The organism is Ruegeria sp. AL11 (genome assembly GCF_056540865.1).
On record NZ_JBQFXO010000002.1, the window covers coordinates 381483 to 406226 of the forward strand.

Sequence of the window (24744 nt, forward strand, 5' to 3'; positions counted from 1 at the left end):
TTTTCCCAAAGGGATACGCGTTCGATCCAGAACGCCAGCCAAAGACCAAAACCAGGGATCCGGCAATCCGTGCCCCCTTGGAAGCAGGAGACAGCGAATGACCAAATTTGATGCCGATTGGGTGCGCGCCGAGGAAACCAAGCGCAAGTGGATGGCGGAAAACGGTCTTTATTCCGAAGAGGAAGAGCATTCCTCATGCGGTGTGGGCCTTGTGGTGTCCGTCGACGGTAAGCCATCGCGCAAGGTCGTGGATGCGGGGATCGATGCCCTCAAGGCGATCTGGCACCGCGGCGCTGTCGATGCGGATGGCAAGACAGGTGACGGCGCGGGTATCCATGTTCAGATCCCGGTCCCGTTCTTCTACGACCAGATCCGCCGTACCGGCCATGAACCCAACCTGGACGAGCTGATCGCCGTTGGTCAGGTCTTCCTGCCTCGCACCGATTTCGGCGCGCAGGAAAGCTGTCGAACCATCGTGGAAACCGAAGTTCTGCGGATGGGGTATTACATCTACGGTTGGCGTCACGTGCCGGTTGATGTCACCTGCCTGGGCGACAAGGCCAACGCGACCCGTCCTGAAATCGAGCAAATCCTGATATCGAACTCGAAGGGCGTTGACGAAGAGACGTTCGAGCGTGAGCTGTATGTCATCCGTCGTCGCATCGAAAAAGCGGCTGCAGCTGCTGGGATTTCTGGGCTTTACCTAGCGTCGCTCTCCTGCCGCTCGATCATCTACAAGGGCATGATGCTGGCCGAGCAGGTTGCGGTTTTCTACCCTGACCTGATGGACGAACGCTTTGAGTCGGCCTTTGCGATCTATCACCAGCGCTATTCGACCAACACCTTCCCGCAATGGTGGCTGGCCCAGCCGTTCCGGATGTTGGCACACAACGGTGAGATAAACACGCTGAAGGGCAACATCAACTGGATGAAGAGCCATGAGATCCGTATGGCCTCCGGGACCTTTGGTGACTATGCCGAAGACATCAAGCCGATTATCGCAGGCGGATCGTCGGATTCGGCCGCATTAGACTCGGTTTTTGAGGTTCTGGTGCGCGCGGGCCGCTCTGCGCCTATGGCGAAAACCATGCTGGTGCCGGAAAGCTGGTCCAAGCAGGCGGTTGAGCTGCCGCAGGCGTGGCGTGACATGTATTCCTACTGCAACTCGGTGATGGAGCCGTGGGATGGTCCCGCCGCTCTGGCCATGACCGATGGCCGCTGGGTCTGTGCCGGCCTCGACCGAAATGGTCTGCGCCCGATGCGCTATGTGGTGACCGGCGATGGTCTGGTCATCGCGGGATCCGAGGCCGGAATGGTGCCGATTGATGAGGCCTCCGTGACTGAAAAAGGCGCCCTGGGTCCGGGTCAGATGCTGGCCGTGGATATGAAGCGCGGCAAGCTTTACCGGGACAAACAGATCAAGGACAAACTGGCCCGCGCCCTGCCGTTTGGTGAGTGGGTCAATAAGATCAATGATCTGGATGACGCCCTGGCCGGCGTGACCGAGACAGCCATGTTCCGCGGAGAAGAGCTGCGCAAGCGTCAGATCGCGGCGGGATACTCGATCGAAGAGCTGGAGCAGATCCTCGCGCCGATGGCCGAGGATGGTAAGGAGTCACTGGCTTCGATGGGGGATGACACGCCCTCGGCTGTACTCTCCAAGCAGTACCGCCCGCTGAGCCATTTCTTCCGTCAGAACTTTAGCCAGGTGACAAACCCGCCCATCGACAGCCTGCGGGAATACCGCGTGATGTCGCTGAAAACCCGGTTCGGTAACCTGAAAAACGTGCTGGACGAAGATAGCAGCCAAACCGAAATCGTTGTGCTGGGCAGCCCCTTTGTTGGCAACGCGCAGTGGGACAAACTGGTTGAGACCTTCGGCTCTCCTCTGGCAGAAATCGACTGCAGCTTTGAGCCCGGTCGTGGCGCGCTGAGCGCCGCCTTGGCCCGTGTTAGAGCAGAAGCAGAGGAGGCTGTGCGCTCGGGCGCGGGGCATCTGGTGCTGTCGGACATGAACTCGGGCGAGGGCCGTGTGGCCATGCCGATGATCCTGGCGACCAGCGCGGTGCACTCGCATCTGACACGGCAAGGACTTCGGACCTTCTGCTCGCTGAACGTGCGTTCGGCCGAATGTGTTGATCCGCATTATTTTGCGGTTCTGATCGGCTGTGGTGCAACCGTTGTGAACGCCTATCTGGCCGAGGATTCGCTGGCCGATCGGATTGACCGTGGTCTGCTGGAAGGCACGCTGACCGAGAACGTCGCGCGCTATCGCGAGGCCATCGATCAGGGTCTGCTGAAGATCATGGCCAAGATGGGCATCTCGGTGATCTCATCCTATCGAGGCGGTCTGAACTTTGAGGCCGTGGGTCTTAGCCGTGCCATGGTTGCCGAGTACTTCCCCGGTATGACCAGCCGGATTTCCGGCATCGGTGTCACGGGTATTCAGGCCAAGGTCGAGGAAATCCATGCCAAAGCGTGGGACAATGGCTTGGATGTGCTGCCTATTGGTGGGTTCTACAAAGCCCGGCAATCGGGCGAGACCCATGCTTGGGAAGCGACCTCGATGCACATGATGCAGATGGCGTGCAACAAGGCGTCATACGAGCTGTGGAAGCAGTATTCGGCCAAGATGCAATCGAACCCTCCGATCCATCTGCGTGATCTGATGGACTTCAAACCGCTGGGCAAACCGGTGCCGATTGAAGAGGTCGAATCGATCACCTCAATCCGCAAACGCTTTGTCACTCCGGGCATGTCGTTGGGCGCGCTGTCGCCCGAGGCGCACAAGACGCTGAACGTGGCGATGAACCGGATTGGCGCAAAGTCTGACTCGGGTGAAGGTGGTGAAGACCCGGCGCATTTCGTGCCCGAACCGAATGGCGACAACCCGTCGGCCAAGATCAAGCAGGTGGCCTCGGGCCGGTTCGGTGTGACAGCCGAATACCTGAACCAATGTGAAGAGCTTGAGATCAAGGTCGCCCAGGGTGCGAAACCCGGTGAGGGTGGTCAGCTGCCCGGCATGAAGGTCACCGACCTGATCGCGCGTCTGCGGCACTCGACCAAAGGTGTGACGCTGATCTCGCCGCCGCCGCACCACGACATCTACTCGATCGAGGATCTGGCGCAGTTGATCTACGATCTCAAGCAGATCAACCCGCGTTGTAAGGTAACGGTGAAGCTGGTGGCGTCCTCGGGCGTGGGCACGATTGCTGCCGGTGTGGCCAAGGCGAAAGCGGATATCATCCTGATTTCGGGCCACAATGGCGGTACGGGTGCATCGCCCGCGACCTCGATCAAATATGCCGGTCTTCCGTGGGAGATGGGCCTAACTGAGGCGCATCAGGTTCTGGCGATGAACAACCTGCGTGACCGTGTGACCTTGCGGACCGATGGTGGCCTGCGGACCGGTCGCGACATCGTCATGGCCGCGATGATGGGGGCCGAGGAATATGGCATCGGCACCGCAGCGCTTATCGCGATGGGCTGTATCATGGTGCGTCAGTGCCAGTCGAACACCTGCCCGGTCGGAGTGTGTACGCAGGACGAAAGCCTGCGCGCCAAGTTCACCGGCAACGCGGATAAGGTCGTCAACCTGATCACCTTCTACGCGCAGGAAGTGCGCGAGTTGCTGGCCAGCCTCGGCGCGCGTTCGATTGATGAGATCATAGGTCGGGCCGATCTGCTGGATCAGGTCAGCCGTGGCTCGGCGCATCTGGACGATCTGGACCTGAACCCGCTACTGATCACTGTCGATGGCGCGCATGACATCGTCTACAACCGTGACAAGGACCGCAACGCGGTGCCTGATACGCTGGACGCCGAGATCGTGCGCGATGCGGCGCGGTTCCTGAAAGACGGTGAAAAGATGCAGCTGTCTTACGCGATCCAGAACACGCACCGGACCGTGGGGACGCGCGTCTCCAGCCATATCGTTCAGAACTTCGGTATGCGGAACACGTTCCAGGACGACCACCTGCATGTGAAACTGCAGGGTTCGGCCGGTCAGTCGCTGGGGGCCTTTGCGGCTCCGGGGCTCAAGCTGGAAGTGTCGGGTGACGCCAACGACTATGTCGGCAAAGGTCTGTCGGGTGGCATGATCGTTGTCCGCCCACCGCAGGTCAGCCCGCTGAAGGCAGATGACAACACGATCATCGGTAACACCGTTCTGTACGGCGCAACCGATGGGCAGCTGTTTGCCGCTGGTCGTGCAGGTGAGCGGTTCGCGGTGCGGAACTCGGGCGCTAAAGTGGTGATCGAGGGCTGTGGATCGAACGGGTGTGAATACATGACCGGCGGTGTCGCGGTGATCCTGGGTGATATCGGGGCCAATTTTGGTGCGGGTATGACCGGCGGCATGGCCTATCTGTATGATCCGGAGGGCAAGGCGCAGGCGTTGATGAACATGGAAACGCTGGTGACCTGTCCGGTGACCGTCGATCATTGGGAAGATCAGTTGAAATCCCTGATCGAGCGTCACGCGGCGGAAACCTTCAGCCGGAAGGCCTCGGACATCCTGCAGCATTGGGATGTGGAAAAGGCGAACTTCCTTCAGGTCTGCCCGAAAGAGATGCTGAACAAGCTCAGCCATCCTCTGACGAACGAAGTGGCTGCTGTTCCAGCCGAATAAGTCGGGTGCAGAGATAAACAAGAAGGACCCGTGTTTCTGAAGTGGAACGCGGGTCTTTTTGTATTTCGCGGCGGACACAGTCGTGCGGTCCAATCCGCCGATCCGGAATTCCGCCGTTCCCAAGACCGGCGCGGCGGCGTATAGCAAAACCATGGCAAAGAAAGCAGCCCGCAAGAAAAGCGGCAGAAAAAGTAAGGCAGGCAAGGGGCAAAAGACACGGTCGCTCTGGTCCCGTATCCGGCGATGGATGGTCTATTCAGCGCTGGGCGTTGCAGCGTTTCTGGTGGCTTTGGTGCTGCTGTATTCGGTCGTGAACCCTCCGATCACGCATACGATCTGGTCCGAATGGCGTCGCCTTGGAAAGGTAGAGCGCGAGTGGGTTCCGATGGATGAGATCGCTCCGATCATGGCGCGTTCGGTCGTGGCGGCTGAAGATGCAAATTTCTGCTTACACTGGGGCTTTGACGTCGAAGCCATTCGTGACGCTTTGGAGGGTGGCGGGACCCGAGGGGCCTCAACCATCACGCAGCAGGTGGTGAAGAATGTCTTTCTGTGGCAGGGGCGCAGCTGGGTGCGCAAGGCGATGGAAACCACGATCACGCCAGTGGTTGAGATTTTCTGGAGTAAACAGCGCATTCTTGAGGTTTATCTGAATGTCGCTGAAACCGGGACGGGCCTGTTTGGGGTTGAGGCCGCGGCGCAGCGGAACTTTGGCGTCAGCGCGGCGCAACTGACCCCGACGCAGGCGGCACGGCTTGCAGCGATTCTGCCCTCACCCCGCAAACGCTCGGTGACGGATCCGTCGGTTTTCACCCGCAGGCGGGCGGCGGCCATCCTGCAAGGGGCGGCTACCATCCGCGCAGATGGTCGCGCGGATTGTTTCGAGGATTGAATCCCACGCCCTGCCAAGGCTAAAGCTGAGGGGTACTCATTGGTTTGATTGGAAGTCCATGGCGCGTTTGTTTCACGTTCCCCTCTCTCCCTACTGTCGCAAGGTTCGGCTGTCTCTGGCCGAGAAGAAGATCGAAGTTGAGCTGGTCGAAGAGCGTTATTGGGAACAAGATCCGGATTTTCTGCGCCGAAACCCGGCTGGCAAAGTGCCGGTGTTGCGGTTAGACGGGCAGATCATGTCCGAGAGCGCGGCGATTTGTGAGTATATCGAGGACACGCGCCCAGAACCGCCCTTGATGCCCAAGACCGCCGAAGCGCGGTATGAGGTGCGGCGCTTGGTGGGCTGGTTCGATGACAAGTTTCATCACGAGGTGACCTCGAAACTTCTGTATGAGCGGGTCAACAAGAAGATGACCGGGCAGGGCTATCCGGACAGTAAGAACGTCAAGGAAGGCGCGCGGGCGATCAAGTATCACTTGGACTACATGGCATGGTTGCTGGATCATCGTCGCTGGTTGGCCGGAGATCAGATGACGCTGGCGGATTTCGCGGCCGCGGCGCATTTATCGGCGCTGGACTATATCTCGGACGTGGATTGGAATCGCAGCGCGGCGGTGAAGGATTGGTACGCCAAGATCAAATCGCGGCCGGCGTTCCGGTCGATTCTGGCTGATCAGGTGCCGGGGTTTCGACCTCCGCCCCATTACGCCGATCTGGATTTCTGATAGGGTGGCAAAGGGGGGCTGTCTGCCCCCCATCGCGCCAGAGGCGCGATTCCCCCCGAGGATATTTTTGGCCAGATGAAGAGCGGATCGGGTTTAAAGGAAAAACTGGTGGCGCAGGCTTTGGCCGAGGGGTTTGTCTCGTGCCGGGTGTGTCGGCCATGGGATGTGCCGCAGGTGCCTGCGCGCTTGGAAGCCTTTTTGCAGGCCGGGTATCACGGGCAGATGGGGTGGATGGCCGAACGGACCCATTGGCGCGGAGATCCGGCGGCACTGTGGCCCGAGGCGCGGTCGGTGATCATGTTGGCCGAGAGTTACACGCCCGAGCATGATCCGACCGAAGTTTTGCAGCATCCGGACCGCGCGGCGATTTCGGTCTATGCGCAGAACAAGGATTATCATGACCTGGTCAAAAAGCGGCTCAAGCGGCTGGCGCGGTGGCTGATTGCCGAGGCCGGGGGCGAGGTGAAGGTATTCGTCGATACCGCGCCGGTGCCGGAAAAGGCGTTGGGCCATGCGGCGGGGTTGGGCTGGCAGGGCAAGCACACCAATCTTGTCAGCCGGGATTGGGGCAATTGGGCCTTTATAGGGTCTGTTTTTACGACTTTGGAGCTGCCGTCGGATGAGGCCGAGGTGGATCATTGTGGGTCGTGCCGGGCCTGTCTGGAGGTCTGTCCGACGGATGCCTTCCCCGCGCCCTATCAGCTGGATGCGCGGCGGTGTATTTCCTACCTGACCATCGAACATAGAGGCCCGGTTGACGAAGGCTTGCGTGGCAAGCTGGGAAACCGGATTTACGGCTGCGATGATTGTCTGGCAGCGTGCCCTTGGAACAAGTTTGCTGTGGCGGCCAGCGACATTCGATATGCAGCGCGGGAGGATCTGAAGGCTCCGGCCCTGGCTGATCTGGCGGTTTTGGATGATGCTGCGTTTCGGGCGAAATTCTCGGGTTCTCCGATCAAGCGGATTGGGCGCGACCGGTTTGTTCGCAATGTTCTCTATGCCATTGGCAACTCGGGCAGGGCCGAACTGCGGGCTGTGGCGCAGGGCTTGGCGGATGATCCCGATCCGACCGTGGCTGATGCAGCGCGCTGGGCGGTGGAACAGCTCGGTTAAATGCCGCAAACAGGCTGGACGTGTCGGTCCAAACCGCTACACCCATCTGCAGCGAACAGATGGAGGACCCGATGGCGCTGGCTTTGGGGGTAGATACAGGCGGAACCTATACCGATGCGGTGTTGATCCGGGATGAGCGTGAGGTGATCGCCTCGGCCAAGTCCCTGACAACGCGGGCGGACCTGGCGATTGGGGTCGGCAAGGCGATCTCGGCCGTTTTGGACGAGGCGCAGGTGACGCCGGATCAGATCTCGATGGCGTCTCTGTCGACGACACTGGCCACAAATGCTCTGGTCGAGGGGCAGGGTGGTCGCGTGGCCTTGATCTACATCGGGTTCAAGGAAAGCGATCTTGAGAAGCATGGTCTGAGGGATGCTTTGAAAGGCGATCCGGCGCTTGTCGTGGCAGGTGGACACAGCCATGCGGGCGGTGAGGTCGCAAAGCTGGATGTTGAAGCTTTAGGGGCCTTTTTAGACTCTCACAAAGGGGTTTCTGGCTTTGCCGTGGCGTCGCAGTTCGCGACACGTAACCCTGCGCACGAGTTGGAAGCGGCGCGGATCATAGCCGAAAAGACCGGAGCGCCGGTTACCTGCTCGCACCAATTGTCCGCCAAGTTGAACGGGCCAAAACGCGCCGTTACGGCCGTTTTGAACGCTCGACTGATCGGAATGATTGATCGTCTGATCGGGCGGGCTCAGGATCAGTTGCTGGCTTTGGATATTACCGCTCCGATGATGGTCGTGCGCGGGGATGGCGCGTTGATGAGCGCGGAACAGGCGCGGGAGCGACCGATTGAAACGATTCTGAGCGGTCCTGCGGCCTCGATCGTAGGGGCGCGGTGGCTGACGGGGGCCGAGAACGCTCTGGTCTCGGATATTGGCGGTACGACGACGGACGTGGCGCTGATCCGCGATGGGAAACCCGCGATTGATCCGGCGGGCGCGCAGGTTGGTGGGTTTCGCACGATGGTTGAAGCCGTCGCGATGCGAACTCACGGTTTGGGCGGCGATAGCCAGGTTCATGTCATGACCGAAGGCTTGAAGGGCGGCGTTTTCCTTGGGCCGCGACGGGTGCTGCCGGTTTCACTGATCGCGTCCGAGGCGCCCGAAGTGGTACATGCGATACTCGACGAGCAGCTGCGCTCGACCACGGTGGGCGAGCATGACACACGGTTTGCTCGCCGCGTTCCGGGGGTGCGTGTCGATGGGATCGGTGCGCGGGAAGAGGCGTTACTGGACAGGTTAGGCGATCAGGTCCTGCCTCTCAGCGGACTATTGCGGACGCGGATGGAGAACGGAGCGCTGACCCGCTTAGTGGATCGCGGAATCCTACAGGTTTCGGGGATCACGCCGTCTGACGCCAGCCATGTTCTGGGTCGGGTCGAGGCATGGGACGCAGATGCCGCACGAAAAGCGCTGGAACTGGTGGCGCGCAAACGGGTTGGGTCGGGTGACATGCTGGCAGCGACACCGGAACACCTGGCGCAGATGATCATCGACCAACTGACCGAGCAGACTAGTTTGACCTTGTTAGAGACTGCTTTTGCCGAAGAAGCAGAGGATTTCGGTCTGCCGCCAAAGGAGCTTGCCCGGCATGTCCTGACCCAGCGCGGGTTGGTACAGCACCGAGGGTTGCTGGCGCTGGACGCGGCGTTGAACGTAGATGTGGTGGGTCTGGGTGCCTCGGCCCCCAGCTATTATCCGGCGGTTGGGGAGCGGTTGCGTTGCAAAATGGTTTTGCCGGAACATGCTGGTGTGGCCAATGCCATCGGGGCGGTAGTCGGGCGGCTGACTTTGCGGCGCTCGGGGACCATCACCTCGCCCGCCGAAGGGCAGTATCGCGTTCATCTGGAAGGCGGCCCGAAGGACTTCAACGCCTCGGATGAGGCTTTGGCGCTGCTGGAAAAGATCCTGCGAGATGAGGCGGAAGGGGCCGTGCGCGAGGCGGGTGCTGAAGATATCCGAGTGGTTGTCGACCGCGACATTCGAACCGCCCGTGTTGAAGAGCGTGAGGTGTTTGTCGAGGCAATGTTGACCGTAGAGGCCAGCGGTCGCCCTCGCGTCGCCACGGGTTAACCCCCTTCGGAACCCGAAGGGGGCCAAGCGTTATTCAGCCGCGTCGCGTTTGGGCAGAACCCAATCGGGGCGAGGGAAGTGGCAGGTATAGCCGTTTGGAATGCGTTCCAGATAATCCTGATGCTCGGGTTCGGCGTCCCAGAAGTCGCCCACGGGTTCCAGTTCGGTGACGACCTTGCCGGGCCACAATCCACTGGCGTTCACATCCGCGATTGTGTCCAGAGCCACCTGCTTTTGCGCCTCATCCACATAGTAGATCGCTGAGCGGTAGCTCATGCCAAGATCATTGCCCTGACGATTCGGTGTGGTCGGGTCGTGGATCTGAAAGAAGAATTCCAGCAGTTCGCGATAGGTGATCTGTGTGGGGTCAAAGAAGATATCGATCCCTTCGGCATGGGTGCCGTGGTTGCGATAAGTGGCGTTCGGCACGTCGCCGCCGGTATATCCGACACGCGTGCGGGACACGCCGGGCAGTTTGCGGATCAGGTCCTGCATGCCCCAAAAGCAGCCACCGGCCAGAACAGCGCGTTCGATACTCATTGGATGTCCTCCACATGGATCAGGTATTCGCCGTAACCTTCGTCCTCCATCTCGTCGCGATGGATGAACCGCAGTGCGGCAGAGTTGATGCAATAGCGTAGCCCACCATGTTCGCGCGGGCCGTCCGGGAAGACGTGGCCAAGATGGCTGTCACCGTGTTTTGAGCGGACCTCGGTGCGGATCATACCATGGGTAGTGTCACGAAACTCTTCCACATGCTCATGGATGATCGGCTTCGTGAAACTGGGCCAGCCACAGCCGGATTCGTATTTGTGGGTCGAGGCGAAAAGCGGCTCGCCCGATACGATATCCACGTAGATGCCGGGCTCTTTATTGCCCAGATATGCGCCGGTTCCGGGACGTTCGGTGCCGCTGCGCTGGGTGACGTGAAACGCCTCGGGGGACAGAGCGGCAACAACCGCGGGGTCCTTGGTGTAGCGGGACATGGCTCCTCCGATCAATTGGAATGGTTGAGTAGTATTTGGGCATAAAATTTCGGAAATCAAAATCATATTTCAAACGCCTCGCGCGCATGTGCGGTTGATCCGGAAGCGGGTTTTTACCGTATCCTTAATACCAAGGAGGTTTTGCCATGTTTCGTGTGTTGCTGCTGAGCGTTCTTTTGTTGATCGGCCGTGCTGTGCAAGCGGCGCCTTTGACAGCCGAGTTTGCTTCGATCGACGGGGGAGTCTTGTCCCTAGAGGCATGGCGCGGTCAGCCGGTTCTGGTGGTCAATACCGCATCGCAATGCGGCTTCACCGGTCAATACGCGGATTTGCAGAAGATGCATGAAACCTATGGCAAACGCGGTTTGGTGGTGCTTGCGGTCCCATCGGATTCCTTCAATCAGGAATTGGAAACGGCAAGCGAAGTCAAAGCCTTCTGTGAGATGAACTACGGCCTGACACTGCCGATGGCTGATATCACGCCAGTCAAGGGGCCAAAGGCGCATGCGTTCTACAAGGCCGTTGCGGACCAAACCGGTTTTGTGCCGCAGTGGAACTTCAACAAAATTCTGCTGAATCCAGAAGGTGAGGTTGCGGCTACTTTTGGTTCAGGCGTCAAGCCGACATCGCCGAAGCTGACCCGTCAGGTCGAGGCGCTGCTACCCTGACCAGGCTGACGCGACAGTTGCACCGCCAGAATGCCCAGCGTCGTGATCAAAACACCCAGCGCATCCAGCGGCCCCAGCTTCTCACCCAGCAGAACGGCGGCAATGGCGACACCGAACACGGGGTTGAGAAAGTGGAACGTCGCCGCGCGGGTCGCCCCGATCCGGTTGAGCAGCATGAACCAGATCAACGTCGCCAGAAGACCGGGGAACAGCGTTGTGTAGCTGAACGCCAGAACCAGCGGCACTGTCAGATGTATGCGGATCGTTTCGAAAATCGGGGCTGCGACAAACAGAACCGCAGCACCCACGAACATCTGCAATCCGACCACCATCATGAAATTGCCGCCCGACGTGGCCCCGCGCACGGAGAGAGTCGCGAAGGTCAGGGCGAGGGCTGCGATTCCACAAAGGGCCACTCCGAACAGATCGACACCTGCGCCGATGCGATTGCCCATGATGAGGGCAACGCCAACAAATCCAGCCAGTAGCCCAATAATCCCCAAGGGGCGCAAACGCTCCCCCAGAAAGGCCCAGCCCGCCAGTGCGACAAGCAGCGGCATGGTAGATGCGATGATCGCCGCGACCGAGGCCTCGACTGTTTGCATCGCATAGAAATTCAGACCCAAATAAAGGGCATTTTGGCACACTCCGAACAGTATGGTCGCGCGCCACTGCTCACGTGTGAGATGCCAGGATTGACCCATGGCCCGCGCGATCGCGACGCCGATGATGCCGGAAATCAAAAAGCGCAACGCCAGAGAAAATAGAGGCGATGCATCCGCAACGATGATCCGCGCCGACGTAAAAGCCGACGACCAGATCAGGGCAAAGGTCAGCCCCATTGCGATGGCGCGCAGATCCATTTCCATCTCCTTGGGTGGGCGGTGTGCTTTTCTTAAACGGGTCGTCCGGCAAGAAAAAGGGGCCACCTTCCGGCAGCCCCACATTCTGTCAACATGACGTCGCGGCTTAGCCGTTCACGCTGTCTTTCAGAGCTTTTGCGATGGTCATCTTCACAACCTTGTCGGCTTCTTTGGTGAAGGTTTCACCAGTGGCCGGGTTGCGAACTTGACGCTCGGGGCGTTCGCGGCAGTAGATTTTGCCGACGCCGGGCAGGGTTACTGCACCACCGGCCGAAACTTCGCGGGTGATCAGGCCGGTCACAGCCTCCAGCGCCGCATTCGCGGATTTCTTGTCGGTTCCCATTTCCTCAGCGAGAGCAGCCACCAGCTGAGTCTTTGTCATAGGCTTTGCCATTTCTTGGTCTCCTTAACGTGCCCGATCTATAGGGCCTCACCGCGTAACTGTAACGGGATATTGTGGACGAACACAACGAATAGTAGCGCGGAAAACCCTAAAAATATGGGGAAAACGTTGCTTTTTTACGTCAGAGGAAGGCCGTTTCGTCAAATGAACGCAATTTCCGGCTGTGCAAGCGTTCTAACGGCATGCCGCGCAGATGCTCCATCGCCTTTATTCCGATCGCCAGATGACGGCTGACCTGAGTGGTATAGAAGGACGACGCCATGCCGGGAAGCTTCAATTCCCCATGCAACGGCTTGTCGGAGACGCACAGCAAAGTCCCGTAGGGAACCCTGAATCTGTAGCCATTTGCAGCGATCGTTGCGCTTTCCATATCCAGCGCAATCGCACGGGATTGGCTGAGCCGCTGCACCGGTCCTGATTGATCGCGCAGCTCCCAATTGCGGTTATCGACCGATGCGACAGTGCCCGTCCGCATGATCCGCTTCAGCTCATACCCTTCAAGTTCGGTGACCTCGGCCACGGCGCGTTCCAGCGCCACTTGAATCTCCGCCAGAGGTGGGATCGGGACCCAGACCGGCAGGTCATCGTCCAGAACCTTATCTTCGCGTAGATAGGCATGGGCCAGGACGAAATCGCCCAAGGCTTGCGTATTGCGCAGACCGGCGCAGTGCCCGACCATCAACCAGGCATGGGGGCGTAGTACCGCGATATGGTCGGTGGCGGTCTTGGCGTTCGACGGCCCGACGCCGATATTGACGAGAGTGATACCGGACCCATCCGCTCGTTTCAGGTGATAGGTCGGCATCTGAGGCAGCTTTATCGGCTGCTCAAGCGACGCATCTGCCTCGGTGATCTCGACATTCCCGGTCGAGACAAAGCTGATGTAGCCGCTTTCGGGGTCGGCGAGTTGTTCACGCGCGTAGTTTTCGAACTCGGACACGTAGAACTGGTAGTTGGTGAACAGAACGTGGTTCTGGAAGTGCCCCGCATCCGTCGCGGTATAGTGCGCCAGCCGCGCCAAAGAGTAATCGACGCGCTGAGCGGTGAACAAAGCAAGTGGCCCGACCTCAGTATGATCATGTACGCCATTAACGATATCGTCATTGGTTGTTGTCAGATCGGGCACGTCGAACACATCGCGCAGGGTGAAACCCGCAGCACCTTGATGCGGCACCACCAGATCTGGGTTGTTGGCGACGGCAAAATGAACCGGAATCGGCGTATCGGAGGCACCGATGGTCACCGGCTGGTCGTGGTTCTTGATCAGCAACGCGATCTGCTGCGTCAGGTAAGAGCGGAAGAGGTCAGGTCGCGTTACGGTGGTTGCATGGATGCCAGGTTCCGAGACATGCCCGAAACTCAGGCGGCTATCGACCTGCGCGTAGCTTGAGGTCTTGATGCGAATTTCCGGGTAATAGGCTCTAATGCGGGCCGAAGGGGCCCCCTCCTGCATGGCCGCCGAGAAGCCCTCGCATAAGAAATCCGTGGCTTGATTGTAGAGAAGTTCAAGCCGCGCGACGGCGGCCTCGGGGTCTGTGAAGTCTTCCGCAGCAGGTGTGTCAGGTGTTTTTATTATTGTCATGCCAGGGGTTCCAGAAGGTCTATCTTTTCAAACGTGCGGACATCCACCAGCCCAAGGTCCGAGATCCGCAATTCGGGGATAACAACGAGGGCCAGCAGAGAGTGTTGCATATAGGCGTTGTTCAGTTGACAGCCGCAGGCCTCCATCGCCTCGACCATTTTTTCGGCTTTGGCCGCGACCTCGGCGGCAGGGCTGTCGGACATCAGGCCAGCAATGGGCAGTTCCACCAGCGCCAGTTCCTGACCGTCCCGGAACAGGGTGATACCACCACCGACCTCGGCCAGGCGGTTGGCGGCCAGCGCCATCTGTGAGCGGTCGGTGCCGACGACGATCATGTGGTGGCTGTCATGGGCCACGGTTGAGGCCATCGCCATGTTGCCCTGATAGCCAAAGCCCGAGACGAACGCGTTCGTAACCCCTCCGGTCGCGCGATGGCGTTCCACCAGCGCGATCTGGCAGACCTCGCCCTCCCCCTCGACCAGACCGCCGATGATGGGCAATTCGGCCTTGAGCGCCTTGGTCGGGGCCTGGTTTTCGACAACACCGATGACATTGGCCTGAACCCGGTTCGCGCCTGCGGGGGCCTGGATTTCAAAGTCGCTTTCCGTCAGCTCATGCCCCAGATGCACCGTATTGCGTGCGTTGTTCGGCCAGTTCAGATGCGGGCATTCGACGGTGATGGCGCCGTTCTCAGCAACCACCTGCCCACGCGCAATAACCGTCTCGATCGGCAAATCGGTCAAATCCGAGCTGAGGATGATATCCGCGCGCCGCCCCGGCGTGACCGAGCCGATCTCGCGCTCCAGCCCGAAATGCGTTGCTGTGTTGATCGTGGCCATTTGCAAAGCGACCAGTGGCTCACACCCACAGGCAATGGCATGGCGCACCACGCGGTTCATATGGCCTTCATTGACCAAGGTGCCCGAGTGGCAATCGTCGGTACACAGAATGAAGTTACGCGGGTCCAGACCTTTCTCAGTGACAGCCGTGATCTGGGTCTCCACATCGTACCAAGCCGACCCCAGCCGCATCATCGACCGCATCCCCTGCCGTACTCGCGCGATGGCGTCGGCCTCGCAAGTGCCTTCGTGATCATCCGCCGGGCCGCCAGCTACATAAGCCGAGAAATCAGACCCTAAATCAGGCGAAGCATAGTGTCCGCCGACCGGTTTTCCGGCCCGTTGAGTGGCTGCAATCTCGGCCAACATCTTCGGATCGCCGTTGATCACACCGGGGAAATTCATCATCTCACCCAGCCCGATGATACCCGGCCAGCTCATCGCCTGTGCCACATCCTCGGGCGAGATTTCATAGCCGGTGGTCTCCAATCCCGGGGCCGATGGCGCGCAGGAGGGCATCTGAGTGAAGATATTTACCGGCTGCATCATCGCCTCGTCATGCATCATGCGCACGCCGTCTAGGCCCAGCACATTTGCGATCTCGTGTGGGTCGGTGAACATCGAGGTCGTGCCATGCGGGATCACGGCCCGCGCGAATTCAGCCGGAGTCAGCATCCCCGATTCGATGTGCATATGCGCGTCGCAAAGGCCGGGCAGAATGTAGCGCCCGTTGGCGTCGATGATCTGCGTGTCGGGACCAATGCAGTGGCTGGCGTCAGGCCCGACAAAGGCAATCCGCCCCTCGGCAATGGCGACGGAGTGATCGGGCAGCAGCTCTCGGCTGTGAACATTGACCCATATACCATTGCGGATCACCATATCCGCCGGTTCACGACCTGCGGCAACGGCGATCAAACGGGGGGCGACATCGGGCCAGCTTGGGAAGGGTGTGTATTCCATGGCTCAACTTTCCCGAATGTGTTGTCAGGTGCAACCCCGGTAATCCCGTATCATGAAATCATCACAAATCCCGCCCGCAGCGCGCCAGCGCTGCCCGGCCCAACCAGAGAAGCTGCCCCGCAAGGTGCCGCGACGATGGGCGGGAGAGGCCCTCTCACCCGATCTCGCGACGTATCCAATTGGCAAAGGCCACAGCGCCAGGCGTTTCCTCTGCCTGAGGGGAGAGCAGCAGGTAATACGCCTCTGGCATCTCTGCGCGATGTTCAAAAGGGGCCACCAGCAAACCCTGTTCAATCAACCGGTCTACGATCGTGTCATGCGCAAGGCACAAGCCGCCCCCGGCCATCGCTGCTGACAAGCAAACCAGATAGGTCGTGGCGTATGTTATGTACGGTTTGCCCCATGTTAGAGCCTGATCATCTGCCCAGCTGGCCCAATTCGAAAGCAGGTTTGAACAATCATACAGGGGCTTTTCCTGCAGTGTCTCCAGATCAACACTGAACCCAGGCGCGCAGACTGGATAGTAGTGTTCACGCCGCAGCAACTCTGTCCGGACCGTATCGGCGGGCCTGAGGGAAAAGCGAATCTCGACCGCAGCGCCTTCGGCCATTTCCTGCGGCTCCCAGAGTTCAGTGAAGATGTTCAGTTGCACATCCGGATGCTCAGCCCGAAAGGCGGGCAGGCGCGGGGCCAGCCAGTTCACGGCAAATGTAATGTTGCACTGAACCTGAACCGCGTTTTGCTGAGCGCCCGTTACGGCCTGTGTACCACGCACCAGCGTGCGAAATGCCTCTCGCACGACGGGCAGGTAGGAGATTCCGGCCTCGGTCAGTTCCAGCGCCTTGGGGCGTCGCAGGAACAAGGGCTGGCCCAGATGCCCCTCGAGCGACTTGATCTGCTGGCTTACCGCGCTTTGCGTCATGTTCAGATCGCGGGCGGCGCCGGTGAAAGACAGATGACGTGCCGCTGCCTCGAATGTGCGCAGCCAGCCCAATGGAGGCAGGGAATTCTGCATCTGCATAACCTCACCATAAGTTCTACTAATGGGATAGATGCGTTTTTTTCGTTGGTCAAACTCAAGGACCCAAGGCAGGCTTTGTTCAAACCAATTGCCCTAAGGAGCGTTCCCATGAGTGTCGCCAATCTTCGCCCCAATATCGACCATTGGTCCGAGCGTGTGGACATGGCCGCGACGTTCCGCTGGACCGAGCGTCTGAACTTGCACGAGGCCGTTGCCAACCATTTCAGCCTTGCGGTGAACGAGGACGGCACGCAGTTCCTGATGAACCCCAATCAGATGTATTTCGGGCGAATCCGGGCCTCGGACTTGTTGCTGTTGGATGCCAATGATCCGGATGTCATGAGCCAACCCGGCGCGCCGGACCCCACCGCGTGGGGGCTTCACGGCTCAATTCACCGCCATTGCCCGCATGCGCGGTGCGTCATGCATGTACATTCGATCTTTGCCACCGTGTTGGCGTCGCTTGCGGACAGCAACATGCCCCCTATCGACCAGAACACGGCCACGTTCTACAACCGCTATGTGATTGATGAGGAATTCGGTGGTCTGGCGTTTGAGAGCGAGGGGGAACGCTGCGCCTCAATGCTGTCGGACCCGAAAAAGAAGGTCATGATCATGGGCAACCATGGTGTTCTGATCATCGGCAGCGACCCGGCAGATGCCTTTAATAGACTCTATTATTTCGAGCGCGCCGCCGAAACCTACATCCGTGCGCTGCAAACGGGCCAGCCGTTGCGCGTGCTATCCGATGAGATCGCCGAGAAGACTGCGCAAGAGTTGGATGACTACCCCGATCAAGCCGAGGCGCATCTTCGTGAGATCAAAGCCCTGCTCGATGCCGAAGGCTCGGACTACGCAACGTGACCCATCAGACAGAAGTGACTGCTATGACCGACACTGCTCAGGACCCGGAAGCCGCTCGTTGGAACTATCACCCCGAAGGACCGGTGGGTTTGAACCCTCTATTCACTTGGCCGCCCCGCCCCGCGGCGGTTGTGAAATGGTATGGCGGGGCGTGGTTGCAGATCACCTCGCTGACCCTGTGCATGACACTGGCCGTGATCGCCTATGTCCTGTTCTTCCCCGGATTGGACGCAATGAAGAGTTTCTCGGCGGGATGGATGTTCCGGATTTGGCTGCTGAACATGGTGCCTCAAATTCTGGTCGCGGGTGGTTTGCACTGGTGGCTTTACATGCGCAAAGGGCAGGGCATGTACAAAAAGTTCGATCGCCGTGATCTGACCCGGGACAACGGCAACTTCACTTTCCGCAATCAGGTCCTCGACAATATTTGGTGGACCTTGGGCAGCGCGATGACAGTGGCGACTGTTTATCAGTGGGTGATCTTTTGGGCGATGGCCAATGGTTATGTGCCGACTGTGACATGGTCCAGCGCGCCGGTTTGGTTTGTCCTGTGGATGTTGCTGATCCCCATGTGGTCCGGCCTGCATTTCTATTGGGTGCATCGGTTGGAGCATCACCCGAAGCTCTATAAACATGTCCACGCGGTGCACCACCGCAATGTCAATATCGGGCCCTGGTCGGGAATCTCAAACCATTGGTATGAGAACATCCTCTACTTCACGACCTATTTCATTCACCTGATCATCCCATCGCACCCGCTGCACCTTCTGTTCCATACCTACTTTCAGCAGATCAGCCCGGTTCTGTCCCATTCCGGTTTCGAAAAGCTGAGGGCGAAAGAAACGGATGCCGCCCGCGCTGGCGATTTCTTCCATCAGCTGCACCACCGCTATTTCGAGTGCAACTACGGCACCTCGGAAATCCCGTTCGACAAGTGGTTCGGCACCTATCACGACGGTTCGGCCGAGGCGACGACGCGCACGCGGGCGTTCAAGAAACAGATGTACACCTAACGTTTTTGGTCAAAGACCTGATCAGGTCCTCTCGAACAAGGCGACATAGGCCGTGTCGTCCTTGTTCGGACCGGCCGCGAGATCTCCGTAGATGCGGACCTCGGGCAGGGACAGGTTGATGATCTGGCCCTGCTCTAGCTGCCTGAAGGCGTCGGCAAAGCCCAGTTTTTCATAGTGTTTGGCGTTGATTGAAACGGCAAATTGCGCACCGGGGCGCGCGACGCGCAGCAAGGCGGGCAGGACCTCTGGGCCCAGATGGCCATGGGTGAACGTGCCAGATGACACGATACCCGAATAGCTGTGGCTCGGTACCGGGATACCTTGGGTCAGGTCGGCCTCGATCGCGTCGCGATAGGTGTCCTTGCGCATGGCCTGATCCAGCATTTCGGCGCTGATATCCGTGGCGTCGATCGGCCCAACCCCAAGACTGGCCAAAACCGCACCGCACAGGCCGGTGCCAGCGCCGACATCCAGCACCGGGCCTTGCCCTCCGGCCCGTACAAAGGCGCGGGCGGTATGGATATGCAGCTGATAATCCTCGCGCGCGGCAAAACCGTCATCATAGTCGCCTGCCCATTCGGCATAGAGGCGTTTGTTGTCGTCCGGAGAGGTCAGCGCATAGGCTGCGTGTAGGTCTGGGGTTTTCTGGCTCATGCCTAAAAGAAAGGCGTATCGCGAGATTCGAATCAAGTGAGTCGACGTGGCGCTTGCATCCCCGGTCTGCTCGGATCATCTAGAGGGCATGACGAACACACTGTTTTCCTTTGGTCACGGTTACTCTGCCCAAGCCCTGTCGCGCCGCCTGACGCCCGAGGGTTGGCGCGTTGTTGGCACCACGCGAGATGCTGAGGGTACTGACGCTATTCGCGCCTCGGGCGCTGAGCCGTTGATTTGGCCCGGGGACGTGCCGGATCTGGATGGGGTCTCGCATCTGCTGATCTCAACCGCACCGAAGGAGGATGGCGATCCGGTTCTGGCAGCGCTGGGCACAGAGATCGCCGCGCGCGCGGAGCAGTTCAAATGGGTTGGATATCTGTCGACCACGGCGATCTATGGCGATCATCAGGGCAATTGGGTGGATGAAACCACGCCACCCGCGCCAACAGCCAAACGCGGGCGCTGGCGTTTGCTGGCCGAGGAACAATGGTCGGCCATTCCCGGCCTGCCGATCCATATCTTCCGACTGGCGGGCATCTACGGCCCCGGTCGCGGGCCGTTTTCCAAGCTCAAGGGCGGTGGGACCCGGCGGATTATCAAACCGGGTCAGGTGTTCTCGCGCATCCATGTGGAGGATATCGCACAGGTTCTGGCGGCTTCGATGGCGGCCCCGAATCCCGGCGCTGTTTATAACGTTTGCGATGATGAGCCGGTACCGCCGCAAGATGTGATCGGCTACGCAGCCGAACTGCAGGGCCTGCCGCTACCGCCCGCCGTTCCGTTTGAAGAGGCCGAAATGACGCCGATGGCGCGCAGTTTCTACAGCGAGAATAAGCGGGTTCGAAACAACCGGATCAAGGATGAGCTTGGGGTTAAACTGCTCTACCCCAATTACCGCGTCGGGCTTGAGGCCCTGATGAAGGTCACTGAGCAGCCTTGATCATGTCAGCTGCTTTTTCGGCGATCATGATCGTCGGCGCATTGGTGTTGCCCGAGATCAGCGTTGGCATGATCGAAGCATCCACGACGCGCAACCCTTCGATCCCGTGAACCTTTAGCTCTGGGTCGACCACAGCCATTTCATCCAGCCCCATCTTGCAGGTGCCGACGGGGTGATAGATCGTATCGGCGCGAGCGCGGATATGGCGTTCCCAATCCGCGTCGGTTTCGGCGGTTTCGGTCCCAAACATCTCTTTATGACGGTAAGGGGCGAGGGCGGGGGCCTGCATGATGTCTCGCATCATCCGCGCACCTTTGATCATGGTTTGCAGATCGCGGTCATCGGACAGGAAGTTTGGGTCAATGGCGGGTGCGGCGAAGGGATCGGCGCTGTGAAGGCCAACGGTGCCGCGGCTTTCGGGCCTTAGCTTGCAGATGTGGCAACTGTAACCATGGCCATAGTGCAGCTTGCGGGCGTGATCATCGACCAGCGCAATGGCGAAATGGAGCTGAATGTCGGGACGATCCAGTTCAGGAGAGGTCTTTAGAAACGCAGCCCCTTCGGCAAACGGGGTCGAGGCCATCGACGACCCGGTTTTGCGCCAGCGCAACAAGTGCCCCATCAGGCGCATGCCTGCCATCAGGCCGATGCCGAAATTGTCTGTGTCCTTGGTTTTGTAGGCCAGAATGAAATCCAGATGATCTTGCAGGTTTTTACCAACGCTGGGCAGGTCATGACGGACTGCGATTCCGTGCTGGCGCAACTCTTCCCCGTCGCCGATACCGGACAGCTGCAAAATTTGCGGTGATTGAAGCGCGCCCGCACAGATCAATACCTCTCGTCTGGCCGTGACCGAGATATCTGCGCCTTTTGCTCTCTTTTTATAGATCACTCCGGTCGCGCGTTTGCCGTCGAAGGTCAGCTCCTTGGCATGGGCATGGGTGATGACGGCCAGGTTCGTACGATCCATGACCGGATGCACATAGGCCGCTGCGGCTGAACATCTTTCCCCGTTGCGGGTCGGGTCGCGGAATTGCGTCACCTGATAGAGTCCAACGCCCTCGTTATCGCCGCGATTGAAATCCTCGACGCGGCGGTGCTGCATCTGGCTGGCGGCATCGATGAAGGCATTGGTGATCGGGCGCGGCTCCTTCTGATCCGACACTTGCAGGGGGCCACTATCGCCATGTAGGTCATCTGCACCCTGCTCGTTGTTTTCCGAGCGTTTGAAGTAAGGCAGAACGCTGTCCCAATCCCAACCGTCGCAGCCCAGATCGGCCCAACCGTCATAGTCCTGTCGCTGCCCGCGTATATAGAGCATGGCATTGATCGCGCTGGAGCCTCCCAAGGCTTTGCCGCGCGGCTGATATCCTTTCCGCCCGTTCAGGCCCGGTTGCGGGACTGTCTCGAACGCCCAATTGCTGATCTTGGGGCGTCCGGGAAGGGTCGACACTACGGCGGCGGGCATACGGATGGCGATATGTTTTCCGGGACCACCGGCCTCAAGTAGGCAGACGCTGATGTTCGGGTCCTCGCTCAGGCGACCGGCCAGAACCGATCCGGCCGAGCCTCCGCCGACGATCACATAGTCAAACTCCATCCTGCTGTCCTTATGTCCTGCTCGGGGTCCTTGGCCGCATATTCGGGCCAGACTGAAAGCGAACAGGGAAGAAGACAATCTGCCTGTGGGGGTTGTGACCCAAGGTTACGAGTCGGAGGATCTGTATACCATAGGATTTGGTTATGGTTATTATGAGAAAACAAAACTTATCTCTATGCCTTTGGTTTGCTAGATTTCCCCCGACACAAGGGTGCAGAGTCGCCCTGATGAGTGGGGGCTGCGCCAATTTCGGCGAGCGACCCTTGAAATCCATCAGGGCTACATCTTTCTGTAATCTTGTTCGTTACAGTTAATACCGCGCTGAGCCGCAAGACCTGAGCCAGGATTGGAGATCGATATGGACGGAAGTGATAACCCCAAAGCAGGCGGTTGCCCTGTGATGCATGGCGCTGGCACGCGTTCGAATCGCGACTGGTGGCCCAACCAGCTGAAGCTTTCGATCCTGCACCAGCATGCACCGGCATCGAATCCGATGGGCGCAGATTTCGACTATGAAGAAGAGTTCAAGAAGCTGGACTACAAAGCGCTGAAAGAAGACCTCTATGCGCTGATGACGGATTCTCAGGACTGGTGGCCAGCGGACTACGGTCACTATGGTGGTTTCTTCATTCGGATGGCGTGGCACAGTGCTGGTACGTACCGGACGGCAGATGGCCGTGGCGGCGCCTCGACCGGCAACCAACGTTTTGCTCCGCTGAATAGCTGGCCGGATAACGGCAACCTCGACAAAGCGCGTCGCCTGCTGTGGCCGATCAAGCAGAAATACGGCAACCAGATTTCCTGGGCCGACCTGATGATCCTGGCGGGGAACTGCGCCATCGAGTCGATGGGCGGCAAGACCTTTGGTTTCGCAGGTGGCCGCGAAGACATCTGGGCCCCAGAGGAAGACATCTATTGGGGTTCGGAAACCGAATGGCTGGCCCCGACGGACAACCCACATAGCCGTTACTCGGGCGAGCGTGATCTGGAAAACCCATTGGCCGCCGTGCAGATGGGTCTGATCTATGTGAACCCAGAAGGTCCGGACGGACAGCCCGACGCGCTTGCCTCAGGCCGTGATATCCGCGACACCTTTGGTCGTATGGCGATGAATGACGAGGAAACCGTCGCTCTGGTCGCAGGTGGCCACACCTTTGGTAAGGCGCATGGTGCGGGTGATCCCGATCTGGTTGGTCCCGATCCAGAGGCTGCTCCGATTGAAGAGATGGGCTTTGGCTGGATCAACAAGTTCGGCTCGGGCAAGGGTGACGACACCACCACCTCGGGGATCGAGGGCGCGTGGACGGCCAACCCAACAAAGTGGGACAATGGCTACTTCGACCTGCTGTTCGGTTATGACTGGAACCTGACCAAAAGCCCCTCGGGCGCGTGGATCTGGGAGCCAGTGAATGTCAAAGAAGAAGACATGGCCCCGCAGGCGCATGATCCGTCGAAGAAGGTCAAAACCATGATGACCACCGCCGACATGGCGATGCGCATGGACCCGATCTATGGCCCGATCTCGAAACGCTTCCACGAGAACCCGGAAGAATTCGCCGATGCTTTCGCCCGCGCATGGTTCAAGCTGACTCACCGCGACATGGGTCCGCGTTCAGCCTATATCGGCGAAGAAGCCCCCGCTGAGGAGCTGATCTGGCAGGACAACGTCCCCGCAGTGGATCACGATCTGATCGACGACGCGGATGTGGCCGACCTGAAAGCCAAGATCGCTGCGACTGGGCTGTCGGTGTCCGAGCTGGTCTCGACCGCTTGGGCCTCGGCTTCGACTTACCGTGGGTCGGACAAGCGTGGCGGCGCCAATGGTGCCCGTATCCGTCTTGCGCCGCAGAAAGACTGGGACGTCAACGAACCGATGAAGCTGTCCAAGGCGCTGGGCGCATTGGAAGGCGTTCAGGCCGCGTTTAACGATGCTCAAACCGGTGGCAAGAAAGTGTCCTTGGCCGATGTGATCGTTCTGGCCGGTGCCGTTGGTATCGAACAGGCGGCCAAAGCAGGCGGTCAGGATGTTGAGGTGCCGTTCACCCCGGGCCGGACCGATGCGTCGCAAGAGCAGACCGATGTCGACAGTTTTGCCGTGATGGAGCCAATCGCAGATGGGTTCCGTAATTACCAGAAGGCCGACTATACCGTCTCGCCCGAAGAGCTGTTAGTCGACCGGGCGCAGCTGCTGACGCTATCAGCCCCGGAGATGACGGCCCTTGTGGGCGGTCTGCGCGTCTTGGGCGCGAATTTCGGTGACAGCAAGCACGGTGTGTTCACCGATCGCGCCGGTGTCCTTAGCAACGACTTCTTCACCAACGTCTTGGACATGAGCACGGAATGGAAGCCCTCGGGCAAAGGCGTCTATGAAGGCCGCGACCGCGCCAGTGGTGAGGTCAAGTGGACGGGCACCCGTGTCGATCTGGTCTTCGGTTCGAACTCGCAACTGCGGGCATTGGCCGAGGTCTATGGTCAGGCAGATGCCGAGGGCAAATTCGTCTGTGACTTTGTCTCGGCCTGGAACAAGGTGATGAACGCGGATCGTTTTGATCTGAAGTAGTTGCCTACACCACTCAGGAAACAGCGCCGTCCGAGGAGACTCGGGCGGCGTTTTTGTTAGCGTGTCCTGAACGCATACCAAGCATTGGGTACGATTCCGGCGCTTGGCTGTTCTTTGTCAGCTACCCGCGCGGATATAGGCGGAAAAACCGCCAGTAAAATGAAGCTAACCTGTTGCTTTTATTAAGGTAGGAAACTTTCTGCCGAGAAATTTGAAGTTTTTGCAAAATGGGGGTTGCAGGTCCCAGACCTAATCCGTAAATACCCCTTCACCGGCGCTGCTGAGGCGCTGGGGCGCTGCTGAGGCGGCGGGGACGCTCAGGATAGACTGGGGGCATCTGAGGTTGAGTTTTAG

At 59.2% G+C, this 24744-nt stretch carries 19 protein-coding genes; 10 read left to right on the forward strand and 9 right to left on the reverse strand.

Annotated features, from left to right (window positions below; genetic code table 11):
* The first annotated feature begins 97 nt into the window (after positions 1 to 97).
* The 5 genes from gltB (at position 98) to ACR0IP_RS05620 (ending at position 9434) form a co-directional block, all read left to right on the forward strand.
* Complete coding sequence (gltB, locus tag ACR0IP_RS05600; RefSeq protein ID WP_480524292.1) at positions 98 to 4630, forward strand: glutamate synthase large subunit; 4533 nt, start codon at positions 98 to 100, stop codon at positions 4628 to 4630.
* A 151-nt stretch (positions 4631 to 4781) separates the two neighbouring features.
* On the forward strand, positions 4782 to 5522 hold the full coding sequence (gene mtgA, locus ACR0IP_RS05605; protein WP_475220808.1) for a monofunctional biosynthetic peptidoglycan transglycosylase: 741 nt from the start codon (positions 4782 to 4784) through the stop codon (positions 5520 to 5522).
* Between the two features lie 58 nt (positions 5523 to 5580).
* Positions 5581 to 6246 (forward strand): FtsZ-binding protein FzlA, encoded by a 666-nt coding sequence (gene fzlA, locus ACR0IP_RS05610; protein ID WP_170380156.1) that lies wholly within the window; start codon positions 5581 to 5583, stop codon positions 6244 to 6246.
* Positions 6247 to 6321: 75 nt separating this feature from the next.
* Positions 6322 to 7359 carry a tRNA epoxyqueuosine(34) reductase QueG gene (gene queG / locus ACR0IP_RS05615; RefSeq protein ID WP_170380155.1) on the forward strand — a complete coding sequence of 346 codons (1038 nt, stop codon included), beginning with the start codon at positions 6322 to 6324 and terminating at the stop codon, positions 7357 to 7359.
* A 71-nt stretch (positions 7360 to 7430) separates the two neighbouring features.
* A complete protein-coding gene (locus ACR0IP_RS05620; RefSeq protein WP_480524329.1) occupies positions 7431 to 9434 on the forward strand; it encodes a hydantoinase/oxoprolinase family protein in 2004 nt (667 codons plus the stop codon).
* Between the two features lie 30 nt (positions 9435 to 9464).
* On the opposite strand, the gene msrA is transcribed toward ACR0IP_RS05620, so the two are convergent.
* Both msrA and msrB read right to left on the reverse strand, forming a co-directional pair.
* Positions 9465 to 9974 (reverse strand): peptide-methionine (S)-S-oxide reductase MsrA, encoded by a 510-nt coding sequence (gene msrA / locus ACR0IP_RS05625; RefSeq protein WP_480524295.1) that lies wholly within the window; start codon positions 9972 to 9974, stop codon positions 9465 to 9467.
* Positions 9971 to 10420, reverse strand: a complete 450-nt coding sequence (gene msrB, locus ACR0IP_RS05630; protein WP_170380153.1) for a peptide-methionine (R)-S-oxide reductase MsrB — start codon at positions 10418 to 10420, stop codon at positions 9971 to 9973. Before msrB ends, msrA begins: the two co-directional genes overlap by 4 nt.
* A gap of 146 nt (positions 10421 to 10566) precedes the next feature.
* Between msrB and ACR0IP_RS05635 the strand changes: the two genes are divergently transcribed.
* Positions 10567 to 11088 carry a glutathione peroxidase gene (locus ACR0IP_RS05635; RefSeq protein WP_170380152.1) on the forward strand — a complete coding sequence of 174 codons (522 nt, stop codon included), beginning with the start codon at positions 10567 to 10569 and terminating at the stop codon, positions 11086 to 11088.
* Here ACR0IP_RS05635 and ACR0IP_RS05640 read toward each other — a convergent pair.
* The 5 genes from ACR0IP_RS05640 to ACR0IP_RS05660 all read right to left on the reverse strand — a co-directional run bounded on the left by ACR0IP_RS05640 (position 11064) and on the right by ACR0IP_RS05660 (position 16750).
* Complete coding sequence (locus tag ACR0IP_RS05640; protein WP_170380151.1) at positions 11064 to 11951, reverse strand: DMT family transporter; 888 nt, start codon at positions 11949 to 11951, stop codon at positions 11064 to 11066. The genes ACR0IP_RS05635 and ACR0IP_RS05640 overlap by 25 nt on opposite strands.
* A gap of 106 nt (positions 11952 to 12057) precedes the next feature.
* Positions 12058 to 12345: an HU family DNA-binding protein gene (locus tag ACR0IP_RS05645; RefSeq protein ID WP_050605937.1), complete on the reverse strand. Its 288-nt coding sequence runs from the start codon at positions 12343 to 12345 to the stop codon at positions 12058 to 12060.
* A gap of 130 nt (positions 12346 to 12475) precedes the next feature.
* Positions 12476 to 13936 carry an AMP nucleosidase gene (locus ACR0IP_RS05650; protein WP_170380150.1) on the reverse strand — a complete coding sequence of 487 codons (1461 nt, stop codon included), beginning with the start codon at positions 13934 to 13936 and terminating at the stop codon, positions 12476 to 12478.
* Positions 13933 to 15735: an adenine deaminase gene (gene ade, locus ACR0IP_RS05655; RefSeq protein WP_480524297.1), complete on the reverse strand. Its 1803-nt coding sequence runs from the start codon at positions 15733 to 15735 to the stop codon at positions 13933 to 13935. Before ade ends, ACR0IP_RS05650 begins: the two co-directional genes overlap by 4 nt.
* 154 nt (positions 15736 to 15889) lie before the next feature.
* Positions 15890 to 16750, reverse strand: coding sequence for a LysR family transcriptional regulator (locus ACR0IP_RS05660; RefSeq protein ID WP_480524299.1), 861 nt, complete (start codon positions 16748 to 16750; stop codon positions 15890 to 15892).
* Between the two features lie 114 nt (positions 16751 to 16864).
* On the opposite strand from ACR0IP_RS05660, the gene ACR0IP_RS05665 reads away from it, so the two are divergent.
* Together ACR0IP_RS05665 and ACR0IP_RS05670 are read left to right on the forward strand one after the other, a co-directional pair.
* Positions 16865 to 17620: a class II aldolase and adducin N-terminal domain-containing protein gene (locus ACR0IP_RS05665; protein WP_170380147.1), complete on the forward strand. Its 756-nt coding sequence runs from the start codon at positions 16865 to 16867 to the stop codon at positions 17618 to 17620.
* 23 nt (positions 17621 to 17643) lie between these two features.
* On the forward strand, positions 17644 to 18633 hold the full coding sequence (locus ACR0IP_RS05670; protein ID WP_170380146.1) for a sterol desaturase family protein: 990 nt from the start codon (positions 17644 to 17646) through the stop codon (positions 18631 to 18633).
* A 21-nt stretch (positions 18634 to 18654) separates the two neighbouring features.
* Here ACR0IP_RS05670 and ACR0IP_RS05675 read toward each other — a convergent pair whose 3' ends face one another.
* Positions 18655 to 19287 (reverse strand): class I SAM-dependent methyltransferase, encoded by a 633-nt coding sequence (locus tag ACR0IP_RS05675; protein WP_170689628.1) that lies wholly within the window; start codon positions 19285 to 19287, stop codon positions 18655 to 18657.
* A gap of 88 nt (positions 19288 to 19375) precedes the next feature.
* Here ACR0IP_RS05675 and ACR0IP_RS05680 point away from each other — a divergent pair, with 88 nt between their 5' ends.
* Entirely contained in the window at positions 19376 to 20230 is an 855-nt protein-coding gene (locus ACR0IP_RS05680) for an SDR family oxidoreductase (RefSeq protein WP_170689629.1), read from the forward strand.
* Here the strand turns inward: ACR0IP_RS05680 and ACR0IP_RS05685 are convergent.
* Positions 20214 to 21830 (reverse strand): choline dehydrogenase, encoded by a 1617-nt coding sequence (locus ACR0IP_RS05685; protein WP_170689631.1) that lies wholly within the window; start codon positions 21828 to 21830, stop codon positions 20214 to 20216. The two genes, ACR0IP_RS05680 and ACR0IP_RS05685, sit on opposite strands and share 17 nt — an antisense overlap.
* A 358-nt stretch (positions 21831 to 22188) precedes the next feature.
* On the opposite strand from ACR0IP_RS05685, the gene katG reads away from it, so the two are divergent.
* Entirely contained in the window at positions 22189 to 24390 is a 2202-nt protein-coding gene (gene katG, locus ACR0IP_RS05690) for a catalase/peroxidase HPI (RefSeq protein WP_480524302.1), read from the forward strand.
* Positions 24391 to 24744: the final 354 nt, after the last annotated feature.

Coding starts and splice junctions, on each gene's coding strand:
- gltB (WP_480524292.1), top strand. CDS start 98: ATGACCAAATTTGATGCCGATTGGGTGCGCGCCGAGGAAACCAAGCGC.
- mtgA (WP_475220808.1), top strand. CDS start 4,782: ATGGCAAAGAAAGCAGCCCGCAAGAAAAGCGGCAGAAAAAGTAAGGCA.
- fzlA (WP_170380156.1), top strand. CDS start 5,581: ATGGCGCGTTTGTTTCACGTTCCCCTCTCTCCCTACTGTCGCAAGGTT.
- queG (WP_170380155.1), top strand. CDS start 6,322: ATGAAGAGCGGATCGGGTTTAAAGGAAAAACTGGTGGCGCAGGCTTTG.
- ACR0IP_RS05620 (WP_480524329.1), top strand. CDS start 7,431: ATGGCGCTGGCTTTGGGGGTAGATACAGGCGGAACCTATACCGATGCG.
- msrA (WP_480524295.1), bottom strand. CDS start 9,974: ATGAGTATCGAACGCGCTGTTCTGGCCGGTGGCTGCTTTTGGGGCATG.
- msrB (WP_170380153.1), bottom strand. CDS start 10,420: ATGTCCCGCTACACCAAGGACCCCGCGGTTGTTGCCGCTCTGTCCCCC.
- ACR0IP_RS05635 (WP_170380152.1), top strand. CDS start 10,567: ATGTTTCGTGTGTTGCTGCTGAGCGTTCTTTTGTTGATCGGCCGTGCT.
- ACR0IP_RS05640 (WP_170380151.1), bottom strand. CDS start 11,951: ATGGATCTGCGCGCCATCGCAATGGGGCTGACCTTTGCCCTGATCTGG.
- ACR0IP_RS05645 (WP_050605937.1), bottom strand. CDS start 12,345: ATGGCAAAGCCTATGACAAAGACTCAGCTGGTGGCTGCTCTCGCTGAG.
- ACR0IP_RS05650 (WP_170380150.1), bottom strand. CDS start 13,936: ATGACAATAATAAAAACACCTGACACACCTGCTGCGGAAGACTTCACA.
- ade (WP_480524297.1), bottom strand. CDS start 15,735: ATGGAATACACACCCTTCCCAAGCTGGCCCGATGTCGCCCCCCGTTTG.
- ACR0IP_RS05660 (WP_480524299.1), bottom strand. CDS start 16,750: ATGCAGAATTCCCTGCCTCCATTGGGCTGGCTGCGCACATTCGAGGCA.
- ACR0IP_RS05665 (WP_170380147.1), top strand. CDS start 16,865: ATGAGTGTCGCCAATCTTCGCCCCAATATCGACCATTGGTCCGAGCGT.
- ACR0IP_RS05670 (WP_170380146.1), top strand. CDS start 17,644: ATGACCGACACTGCTCAGGACCCGGAAGCCGCTCGTTGGAACTATCAC.
- ACR0IP_RS05675 (WP_170689628.1), bottom strand. CDS start 19,287: ATGAGCCAGAAAACCCCAGACCTACACGCAGCCTATGCGCTGACCTCT.
- ACR0IP_RS05680 (WP_170689629.1), top strand. CDS start 19,376: ATGACGAACACACTGTTTTCCTTTGGTCACGGTTACTCTGCCCAAGCC.
- ACR0IP_RS05685 (WP_170689631.1), bottom strand. CDS start 21,830: ATGGAGTTTGACTATGTGATCGTCGGCGGAGGCTCGGCCGGATCGGTT.
- katG (WP_480524302.1), top strand. CDS start 22,189: ATGGACGGAAGTGATAACCCCAAAGCAGGCGGTTGCCCTGTGATGCAT.